Source organism: Ferroplasma sp. Type II (assembly GCF_000496155.1).
In genome coordinates, this window is record NZ_KI542742.1 from 1 (window position 1) to 10,771 (window position 10,771).

Below are 10,771 nucleotides of genomic sequence, written 5' to 3' on the forward strand. Positions count from 1 at the left end.
TCTATTACCCTGGGGATATCTATATCCATGGGGCACACCTCACGGCAACCGCCAGAATGCATGCAAAGCATGGATTTGCCATATTTCTTCATTGTTATGGCTGACCACATTATGCCTGTGGGCCCTGTATAGGGGCTGTCACCGAACTCCTTTCCATAAAGTTTGTAGGATGGGCACGAGAAATAGCATCTGCCACATCTTATGCATAGCAGGGAATCACGTATATCAGAATCTATTGCCTCCTTCCTGCCATTATCCAGAACTATTAAATGGAATTCCCTTGGCCCGGTAGCAGGGGAAACATGCTGAAGTTCTATATCCCCTGTGGCACTGGGGCCGGATGTAACGTTTATGTATGCCGGTGGGTAGTATCCCGCATAGGATGCCTGAACTATGACCTCATTGAAGGCATCTTTCAGTGTTGGAACTATCTTGTCTATTCCTGTTATGGCTATGTGCACCTGGGGAAGCACGGTATCCATTCTTATATTGCCCTCGTTCTCAATTAGCAGGACAGATCCTGTATCTGCAGCTATGGCATTGGCACCTGTGATGCCCACCTCAGCACCGAGGTATTTCTCCATAAGGAATTTTCTTACCCTGCTGACCATTTCTTCAGCTGAGGTATTTTCATTTATGCTGCTGTCCAGGTTCCTGTTCAGGAGCTTTCCTATTTTATCCTTTGTAAGGTGGATGGCAGGAGCCACAATATGCGAAGGCATGTCATGATTTATCTGAACAAGATATTCTCCAAGATCTGTCTCCCAAATGTCCTTTCCATCCTTTTCCAGTATCTCCCTTAATTTTATCTCATAAAGGACGTTGGACTTTGAGAGAACTATCTTTGTTTTCTCTTCAAGAATTTCCCGGACAATTTTCATGGCGTCCTCACTGTTCTTTGCAAAATGGAAATGCCCTCCAGTTCTTTTAACACTCTCCTCCGTCCTTGAAATGTAGGAGTCAATGTTGTCCAGCACAATGTTTTTTGTCTTCCTTAGCTCTGCTGCAACATCCCTTATATACGGGTTCTCATCCAGAATTTTCTGCACCTTCGGCGCATTATTCAAAATTGCCCTGTTTACCGCAACGTCCCATTCATAGTTCATGAAACCACCTCTGCCAGGTCCTTTATATTGCCTACATATGGTGCAAGATTTTGATAACACAGTGGGCACATCACCAGAACATTTTTATTCACTGAGAGCAGTTTTTCGGCCCGTGATCTGGATATATCCTCACTGTCCTGCGTTGAAACCAGTGATAGTGGTCCTCCACAGCAGCTCCCCATTTCCTTTCCGGTTACAAGGTAATTTTCACTTGCCGATATTCCGGAATTGCTTATTTTTTCCCTTATTGAGCTGTACATTCCCATGGCCCTGGAATAGAGGCATGAATCGTGTATGACATATTCGCCGGTGCCCCTGAAATTGACAAGTTCAAGATAATTTTTTACCTCAATGTCAAAGTCTATGAAATCCCTGTATCGTTTTAAGGCGTTTGTTGTATGGGGATCAACGGTAATAATTTGCCTTATGCCCCTTTCACTGAAAAAATTGTAAAGCTTTTTGCCGTATTCCTTATATTCATTGATAAATCCAGATTCCAGCAGCAATGCACCGGAGTAGGGCTCCTGGTCATAGAGGTAACCAAATGTTAAATTGCTTCCTGAAAGCATGGACTTTATGCTATTCAGTATGTTGAAAGCCCTTTTAAGTTCATCATTATCCGGTTTAATCAAAAATTTGGATGCAGTCATTAACCTTCTGGGGATATTCAGGCGGTAGATTTTCGGAAATAATGCCTCATAACGCTTCAGGATGCCTGAAATCTGGTACATATAGGATGTATAAAGTACTGTATCACCATCATGTGGCAGATCTGATGTCCAGGAAGAGTACAGTTTTGTATCCAGTGGAAAGGGCAGATAGCTTTCCATCAAATTCTGGTAAATTATGTCCCTCATCTTTTGTATCCGTTTCTTGTTTATCTCCATGAAAATAAAGTCTACGGTACTTTATAAATCTATTTATGCACATGATTGCCCCTTTTGAGGGGTGGGATTTGATTCGTTTTCTGTCAGGCAGGAGTCCATGCACTGGTGCAAAGAAATATTTCCAGGTGAAGCTATAGATATTTATATAAAAAAATAATACAGTGATTAAGGAAGCATGGGGTAGTCAGGTATCCTAGAGGGCTCCAGTCAGTTTGTGATTAGCTAAAGGTCATCTGAATACATGATGAGTGACTGGAACAATGAAACATGGAAGAGACCCTTAGATCTGGGTTCAAATCCCAGTGCTTCCATCACTTGCGGAAGCACTTTTTCCTCCCAATTTTTTCATTGTAAACCCAGTCATACACTGCCAAGGATGCTATCTGACTTTTTCCATTGAATCAGAATCACCTGAATCAATAATTCTCTTCACCCTTGCTATTACATTCTCCAGTTGTTTCATGAAGTTTAATCTATTTCTCCTCTCACGAGACTGTGAATAATATAACGAATTTGCATTACAGGGACGAAAATAGTATTTATTATTCAAAGATTATTATGCACCATACACTATGAAAGTGAAAAAACTTGTATAATTCCGTATTTCTAAGAATATTGGATTAAATGGATGTAAAGTCACGTTACTGGATATTATATACCAAAAATATAATAATAATATTTAAATATAACATTATTATAAATTTATATGAGTACAAATGACTCTGGACAGCTTAAGAAAAATTCTATAGGTTTCTGGGGAGTGGTTTTTTATGCAGTTTCTGTTATATTCCCGGCAGGAGCCTTTGCAGTTACAGGTGTAACAGCTATGACGTTTGGCGGCGAAACTGCTCCGTTAGCATTCCTTATTGGTGGTATTGTTCTATTTTTGGCAATAATCGCAATATATGTTTTTAGCGAACATATAGATAATGCAGGAGGGTATTACAAATATGTTGAGGCGGGCACACAGAATAAAATTCTTTCCAAAAGTGTGGGATTATGGAACGCATTCTGGGTTGTTGGTGATATGATTGCAGCCAGCATTGTTGTTGGCTGGTTTACCTGGGTGGGTTTATCAACCCTTCTTAACATTACCATTCCTCTATATGGGGTAATTTTGCTTTCTTTAATAGTTCCAGTACTTTACCTGATTGTGGGATATTTCGGCATTAAGGTTGCGTCTGGAACCGCGATTGTTATCGGCCTGCTTCAGCTAATAATATTTTCTGCACTTGCTATAGGCTTTGTCCTCAAAACCCATTATAACAGCCTGGCATATTTTAATATCGGCAATTCTCTTGATGGTTTACATGGATTTTTCCTGGCAATGGTAGTTGGTGCATTTCTGGCATATGGTGGTTATGGATCGGTAGTGTCACTGGGCGAGGAGGCTAAGCTATCTAAGCAAAATCTAAAAAAATCTATTGTGACTGCTTTACTGATCATGGTTGTGTTTGACACTTTTGTTGTATATAGCATAGTGGCTTCAGCCGGCCCAAATTTATCCACCGTAGATGGACAGTTTGCCCCGGGACTTTATATTGCCCAGCAGTACTATGGTCTTGATATTGCTATTTTTGCATTTATTTTTGTTGTTATAGCCCAGATATTTTCACCTGTAATATTTGGCAACAGTGGTGCCAGAACTGTTTTTGCACTCGCAAGGGATGGACTTTTCCCTGCTAATCTTTCAAAAGTGCATAAAAAATACGGTAGCCCCTATGTAGCCACAATTTGGCTTTTTGTGATTGTAGTTATTGGTGTTCTCATTACACTATTCCCGATGGTTTATGTCTACGGCGAATCTAACGGCCTTTTCTTTAGTTTTGCCCTATGGGGTACTGCCATAACAATATTTACACTGCTTTATCACATTGCAACCAATAATTCACTGGCATTATTCATAAGAAGAAAGAAAATGAAAATGAAAGTAATAAGCTACATAATTTTACCAACAACAGCTTCTGTACTGATGGGAATTGCCATTTATTATTCACTCACAGGACTTGTATTGCCTCTTTCAATTATTTATATAATGATTCCCCTATGGATTATATTTGGTGTAATAATAATATACTGGAGAAATAAATATACAACAGTTACAAGTGTTAAGGAACTTTCAGGTGAAAAATAATGGTTAGGCCTGAATTCCGGCCATTCCCCATTACCATTACTGGGGGAAATAATTTTTATGTCAAGAGTGGTAAGAGGTATATGCTTGATTTTTCAGGTTCTGCAATGACCACAGGCTATAATTTCATTAAATCTGAATGGCTTGAGCCTACTGTAAGCAGATTAGTGTTTAAGAATCAATATACAGACAAACTTAAACAATTGCTAATAAAAACATCAGGATTTTCCAACGTTGCTTTTAGCACCAGCGGTACAGAGGCGTGTGATACTGCGCTTTCCAGATACGGTAAACCTATTATAGCCCTTGAGGGTGCTTATCATGGACTTACCTTCCTTACTAAAACTGTATCCAATGGAACAGGTTATGACGCAGAAAATAAGATAATACATCTAAGATGCCCTTCTAATAATATTTCTGTGGAAGAGGCTATGGCTTATAATAATGAACTGGTAAATAAAGTTCCCATTAAATTAAATGGTGGGACACTTATAATGGAACTTATTCAATCTGATGGGGGTGTGAATATACTCCCACAGCAATTTATTAAAGCTCTTTTTGAAATGGCTGAAAAGTTTGGGCTGCATACTATTGTGGATGAAGTTTATACTGGATTTGGCAGGTCTGGAGAAATGTTCCTTTTTAAAAAATATGGAATAGACCCTGAAATGGTTTGTATTGGCAAGGGCATGGCAGCTGGTTTACCTCTTGGCGCAGTATTGTATAAGAATGACTGGGATTTGCCATATAACGATGTTGTGAGTATGCAGGCTGGAAATATGTTTATTTCAAAAGTTGCAATTGAGGTTATTAAAAAACTTGATGAAAAACGATTGGATTTTGTAAGAACTAAAGGAAAAGACATAATCAATAGGCTTTCTGGAATCAAAAACAGCAAAATCTTATCTGCAAGGGGCAAAGGATTTATGATAGGTGTTGAATTAGTTGATGATAAGGGCAACCCAGATGGAAGTTATGCTTTAAAAATAAGGAATCGGCTATTTAAAAATAACGTAATTTGTTCACTTACCGGAGCGGCAAATCACGTTCTCAAGATAACCCCTCCAGTTCTAATAGATGAGGGGAGTTTAAACATGGGTATTGAAAAAATTATTGAAGCTCTGGAAAAATAAAAAGATGATAGAAATGGAAATAGTAAACTCTTTTAAATTTCATTATAGAACAGGAACCGAAATAGCTGGAATTGGTATTGATAATTGTGAGGTATTGAGGGTAAAGATACCCTTGAACCTTGTTTTTGAAATTTCTCTTGCCAGCCAGGAATTTTACGATGGAATTATAGTTAAACTTATTTCTGGTGATATTACTGGTTATGGAGAGGCAGAAACAATTGCAGAAATAACGGGTGAAACTCCAGAGGTGCTTTTCAATATTTCATCCAGCATTTTAATGGCACTTAATGGCAGAAAAGTCGAAGGATTTGAAGATTTTTCTGAATTTTTAAATAATTACTGTTACGGAAATACAGCCGCAAAAAGTGCTATTGATATGGCATTTTACGACCTTCTCGGGAAATCATTAAATGTTCACGCTGTAAAAATTTCTGGCGGTAGCTTTAAACCACGTAAAACAAGCCTTACAATTCCAATATCTCCAAAAAAAGAAAGCCTCAGACTTCTTGAAACATACCAGAACTCCGGGGCAAAGATAATAAAAGTTAAGATAGGAAATAATCTTGAAAAGGATATTGATAGAATTAAGTTCATTGCGGGAAATCTGAGAGAGGATGCCAGTTTTTTTGCGGATGCAAATCAGGGATACAATCTAAATAGTGCAATTAAAATGGCACAAGTGCTGAATAAATATGAAGCTATATTCTTTGAACAGCCCGTTAACCGCTTTGATCTGACCAGTGCCAGGGAGCTAAGGCATAAATCAGGAATCCCAATAATGCTCGATGAAAGCGTATTTTCTCCCATGGATGCCATGAATGTTATAAGACAGGGTGCAGCAGATATGATTAACGTGAAATTATCAAAGAGTGGTGGAATCCATCAGGCCATAAAGGTTCTTACAGTTGCACAGGCCGCTGGCGTAGATGCAATGGTTGGATGTATGCTGGAATCAAAACTTGGCATAGCCGCCTCACTAGTTGCAGCAAACAGTGTTAACAATGTAAAATTTACCGATCTGGATGGATTTACTTACCTTTCTGAACAACCATTTGAGGGTGGAGTTGAATTAAAACTTGGAATGGATTATCTGGTTGCTGGACCTGGATTTGCCGTTAAATTAAAAGAAAATCAGAAGTGAATACGGCATACTTACTCTCAGATTCGAATCAGAAAACTCCATGAAAATACTTGATAAGGAAGATACCCTATCCCAGGAAAATATTGAGTATCGTACCAAAATAATTTTTGAAGAATTAACATTTCAATCCGTGTAAAAGTACTTCCGCATGAAATTGGTCATCAAACTCTTCTTGAAAGTCACGTTAAAAAACAGTAAAGGAAAAACAATAAATAACTTGTAACGTTGTAATTGTTATGAATTATCTTTATTATAACGACACAAAATCTTTTTTAAATGAATATAACCAAGACTTTCCGGATAAACTTGCAAAAGTGTACAGAGATTTATACAGGACTGACCCTGGAAAATATTTATACAATTCATGGAAAGGGTCTTTAAGTTACCTCTATAATATTATACAGGAACTAGAAAATAAAGGAATTGTGCTGGAATATATAATACCTGCTGGGGCCGAGAGGGCAGATGCGATATTCATGGGCAACTCCGAATCCCCATCAATTACTATAATTGAGATGAAAGGATGGAAATCCATGGAGGCAATTGATGATTACTTTGTTAATGCTGATAATAAAAAAGAGATAAACCCGGAGTACCAGGTGTTGAATTACGAGGGAAAAATTAGATATGGTATAGAGGGCATAGATAATTTTAACATAACTTCTATGGTGATACTGTATAACATAACCCATAAAAATGCGCGCGGAAACAGATTATATTACAAGGATGAAAAAGGGAAAATAATAGATGAATTGAAAAATAACCTTGGCGCGGGATTCGACAGCGAGAGTTTGTCAAAATTCCTGAATGGAAAATACAGGCAAAATAAAAGCCTCTTTGCGGCAATCAGATTACACTATGCCCATATAAGATCAGGTGCCATGAAGTCACTGGCGTCGGAAGGATATGGGCTGTTCAGTGAGCAGCTTGAACCATACATTGAAATTATTGAAGACCTTTCAAATGGAAAATCCGGAAATTATATAGTGCATGGTGGACCGGGATCTGGTAAAACCCTTATAGCAATGAATCTTCTGTTACGGTCAACGGCAATGGAAAAACAATCTGTGCTCTCCTACAGGAACAACAGGATGGTTGAATCATTGCGCAAAATGCTTGATAGCACAAGCCCTGGATTGTCAACACTTATCAAATATTATTCAACTGGTAGGCCCGGAAATCCTGGAGTTGCAGATGAAGGTTTTCCTGCGCATTATGATATTGCCATCTTTGATGAGGCCCAGAGGATGACTGTGAACAACATAATTCACGGGGGCGAAGTTGCGGACATATCTGTATTTTTTTATGATGATTCTCAGATACTGGGCAAGAAGGAAGAAGGCACCAGGGATAATTTTATAAAATACCTTGAAAATGCCCACGAAATAAATCTCAAGGGTCTGTACAGAAATGGAAACGACTATGGAGAATTCGTGAATAACCTACTGGATGGAAAGCCATGGAAATATCCTGAATATTATGGCCTAAAATCTTTTCCTACTATACAGGATCTCCTTACGTCTCTCAGAAATAAATCAGATGCCGGAAACAAAACAGCACTTGTTGCGTCATTTACTGAGGCAAAAGGAGACCTTAAAAACACAGATTCTCCGGATAATGTGAGGATAGGCTATCCACTTCCATCCGGATTTGATTTATACAAAAACTCAGGCATTACTATAAAATGGCTCATGGATCCAAAGAAAGAGTATGCGCCTTTCTGGGTAGGTGGACAATCAAACATGCTGGAAAAATGTGCATCAGTTTATGGGTCACAGGGATTTGAGGCGGATTATATAGGGTTAATATGGGGGCGTGATTTGGTATGGAGAAATGGCAAGTGGGCACTGGGCGACGATTGCAAGGATTTTGAGATTAAGAAATTATTCCGGGCTGGAAAGGAGGGAGATACTAAGGCATACGCGAAGTCTATTGAACTGTTAATCAACAGGTACAGGATTTTAATGACAAGGGGAATACACGGCACTTACATATTCTGCGAGGATGAGGAAACAAGCAGGCATATTGAAAAATGCTGCAATCCATAATCATGTATTAATAGGAATTTGAGTAATGAAATAATGAAAGACAGAAAATATAAAGCTTGCTGATATGTTTGCGTGGAATCAATTATCTCTTTGAGAATGTTATTCTGCACAGACACGAATCACCAGAGCCAGTATTTCCCTCATATAAAATAAGCAAGATATCAACTAGAAATTGCTGGGATTAAGAGTCAGGAAACAAATATTTTCACTTCAAAAACTAAATAAAAACATTGCCAATTCTTTGTTGATTTTTTAGGAACTCTCGATTGAAACCAAAAACATGATATATTGACTCCTTATAATATTATATGCGACTACAGAAATATCCTTTCCTGCCCATGTGAATCAATCCTTACAATCTGGATGATTTTGAAATGGACCCTACAACAACCTCGATGAAAAATCCAAACATGTCTGCTGTGCACATTGCTATAGGAATGATATGGATCATCTATATTACAGGAATCCGATGTGCGTGCAAGGATTGGTAAACGAAACTGGAATAATGAGATATTTGAAAAATTAAAGGAGGTGAAAAAAATTGGATAAGAAAGAAATAGAATTTGAGTTCGAGAGAGCAACAAAGAACACATATAGATTCCAGGAGAAAACCTCTGGGAATCCAGCAATTGGAACATTATATGTTCAGAAATCAGTATTCGGAGACAAGGAACCGAAGAAAGTGAAGGTTACAGTGGAGTGGGAGTGAAAGAGATTCTCATGGAATGAATTGAAAATACAACACCACAAGTATATGCTGGAAAAATGAATCAAATAGGTAGACTTCAATATTCGGGAAATGTGGCATGCCTGAGGGAATACAGCCAGATAATAGACAAGAACCCCGAACAACTTTTGTTGAGATAATCGGATAAACATTAGAGGTAGAAGAGGGTGAGGATAACGATTACGGAATGAGGTGGCCTGGAACTGAAGGAATATTCTCCGCCGCAAAGAGGAAGTTTGGAGAAAATTGTGTCAGAAGGTCTATAGAAGGATTGAAGGCAGAGGGATACCAGAGATTATGGATATATGACTATATAAACCAGAGGGAAAAGAGGTAAGTAAATCAGATTAGTTAGGGGCTGAAAGGAAGAATAAAGCGATAAGAGCAGTGAAGAGAGTAGAAATCGAATATGCGTTCAACAAAACGGTTAGAATGACAAATTTTTTATTTAATAACCACTATCCTAAACCAATGACGGGTCCGATTATATCTTATAGGAATGAAATAGGCGATAGTCCATTTATATTTAAAAGAAAAGAAATTGAGAGATTCTCAGACAGTTTATCCCAACTAACAGAAATAGATTTTTCACAAATTGTTCATGATTTTTCTGACGAGATAATTGGTATAATTAGGTACCTTTCAAAGAGAAAAAAAGAATTAGAAATTGAACATCTCTCGCAAAGGGAAATTTCTGCACTTCTCACCTTGAATATGGTTGCTGCTTTTGCTCTTTGGTTTGGTTTCAGTAAGACACAAAATTATTCAAAAACTCTTGTAGAAGCGGAAGTAAATCAAGTAAGAATCTCCTCCTCGATAAGATACACAAAGAGTAAAGTGGGCAATGATTACTCCGCAGGTATAGTTATACCGGTCAATATAACGGAAAGTGATGGAAATAAACTGAATAAATTAGAAAATTTAATCATTTCCTTGATCTCATGGAAGAAATTAACAAAGTTGTGGATAATAGGAAATATTTCAGAATATGCTCGGAACGTTCTAAGCCGAATCAATAGTATTGAATTAGTTAACCTTGTGAATGACAAAGGTCCAGCTAGTGCAAGAAACGCAGGAATTGAAAAATCGTTGGAGGCGGGTGTGGACTTAGTAATTTTCATGGATGATGATGTGGTTGACCCGATCGATCAAACTTTTGAATTAGTATGCAAAAATTCTGTCCAAGGAAAAAACCTTGTTTCACCTAAATTTAAAAGTTATGGGAGTACATGCTTTGACTACTTCCATGATATCGATGGTACCTTGAATGGAGTATATGAGCGGGATGACACTTACAGAAATCTTGTATATGGTACAACTTGCGTCATGATAACGCCTAAGGGTATCCTAGAAGAGGGTTTAAGATTTGATGAGGACTTTCCATTAGCTGCAGGAGAAGACATAGATTTTTGTATTAGGGCAAGGGCAAATGGACATAAAATTAGAGCTATAGATAAGCTTGTTATTAAACATGATTATGGCTATGATAAACCAGAAGAATCGCTTAAGAAATTTGTTTCCAGATTTGTTAGATATGGGGAGGGGAATCGTCTAATTAAAGAAAGACATCCAGAATTCTTCAATTCTTGAACCATGCT

General features: G+C 37.9%; 8 protein-coding genes, 1 tRNA gene and 1 pseudogene. 8 read left to right on the forward strand and 2 right to left on the reverse strand.

The window, feature by feature from the left end; all coding sequences use genetic code 11:
• On the reverse strand, nucleotides 1-1,106 hold a 1,106-nt coding region (locus AMDU4_RS08895; RefSeq protein WP_021787647.1), incomplete at its 3' end, for an LUD domain-containing protein.
• Nucleotides 1,103-1,993: a (Fe-S)-binding protein gene (locus AMDU4_RS08900; RefSeq protein WP_021787648.1), complete on the reverse strand. Its 891-nt coding sequence runs from the start codon at nucleotides 1,991-1,993 to the stop codon at nucleotides 1,103-1,105. The genes AMDU4_RS08900 and AMDU4_RS08895, both read right to left, overlap by 4 nt.
• Nucleotides 1,994-2,162: 169 nt before the next feature.
• Here AMDU4_RS08900 and AMDU4_RS08905 point away from each other — a divergent pair.
• From AMDU4_RS08905 to AMDU4_RS08940, 8 genes and pseudogenes are all read left to right on the forward strand, one after another.
• Nucleotides 2,163-2,304: transfer RNA gene (locus tag AMDU4_RS08905), tRNA-Trp, on the forward strand.
• Nucleotides 2,305-2,699: 395 nt separating this feature from the next.
• Nucleotides 2,700-4,127 carry an APC family permease gene (locus AMDU4_RS08910; RefSeq protein ID WP_021787649.1) on the forward strand — a complete coding sequence of 476 codons (1,428 nt, stop codon included), beginning with the start codon at nucleotides 2,700-2,702 and terminating at the stop codon, nucleotides 4,125-4,127.
• 104 nt (nucleotides 4,128-4,231) lie between these two features.
• Nucleotides 4,232-5,257 carry an aminotransferase class III-fold pyridoxal phosphate-dependent enzyme gene (locus tag AMDU4_RS08915; RefSeq protein WP_290704802.1) on the forward strand — a complete coding sequence of 342 codons (1,026 nt, stop codon included), beginning with the start codon at nucleotides 4,232-4,234 and terminating at the stop codon, nucleotides 5,255-5,257.
• A 4-nt stretch (nucleotides 5,258-5,261) separates the two neighbouring features.
• On the forward strand, nucleotides 5,262-6,398 hold the full coding sequence (locus tag AMDU4_RS08920; RefSeq protein WP_021787651.1) for a dipeptide epimerase: 1,137 nt from the start codon (nucleotides 5,262-5,264) through the stop codon (nucleotides 6,396-6,398).
• A 236-nt stretch (nucleotides 6,399-6,634) separates the two neighbouring features.
• Nucleotides 6,635-8,446, forward strand: a complete 1,812-nt coding sequence (locus AMDU4_RS08925; protein WP_021787652.1) for a DNA/RNA helicase domain-containing protein — start codon at nucleotides 6,635-6,637, stop codon at nucleotides 8,444-8,446.
• Between the two features lie 541 nt (nucleotides 8,447-8,987).
• On the forward strand, nucleotides 8,988-9,155 hold the full coding sequence (locus AMDU4_RS08930; protein WP_021787653.1) for a hypothetical protein: 168 nt from the start codon (nucleotides 8,988-8,990) through the stop codon (nucleotides 9,153-9,155).
• Nucleotides 9,156-9,342: 187 nt separating this feature from the next.
• Nucleotides 9,343-9,510 (forward strand): annotated as a pseudogene (locus AMDU4_RS08935) (IS5/IS1182 family transposase); the annotation flags it as partial.
• A gap of 50 nt (nucleotides 9,511-9,560) precedes the next feature.
• The gene (locus AMDU4_RS08940) at nucleotides 9,561-10,763 is read left to right on the forward strand and encodes a glycosyltransferase family 2 protein (RefSeq protein WP_021787655.1); all 1,203 of its coding nucleotides are present in this window, start codon (nucleotides 9,561-9,563) and stop codon (nucleotides 10,761-10,763) included.
• Nucleotides 10,764-10,771: the final 8 nt, after the last annotated feature.

Coding starts and splice junctions, on each gene's coding strand:
- AMDU4_RS08900 (WP_021787648.1), bottom strand. CDS start 1,993: ATGGAGATAAACAAGAAACGGATACAAAAGATGAGGGACATAATTTAC.
- AMDU4_RS08910 (WP_021787649.1), top strand. CDS start 2,700: ATGAGTACAAATGACTCTGGACAGCTTAAGAAAAATTCTATAGGTTTC.
- AMDU4_RS08915 (WP_290704802.1), top strand. CDS start 4,232: ATGACCACAGGCTATAATTTCATTAAATCTGAATGGCTTGAGCCTACT.
- AMDU4_RS08920 (WP_021787651.1), top strand. CDS start 5,262: ATGATAGAAATGGAAATAGTAAACTCTTTTAAATTTCATTATAGAACA.
- AMDU4_RS08925 (WP_021787652.1), top strand. CDS start 6,635: ATGAATTATCTTTATTATAACGACACAAAATCTTTTTTAAATGAATAT.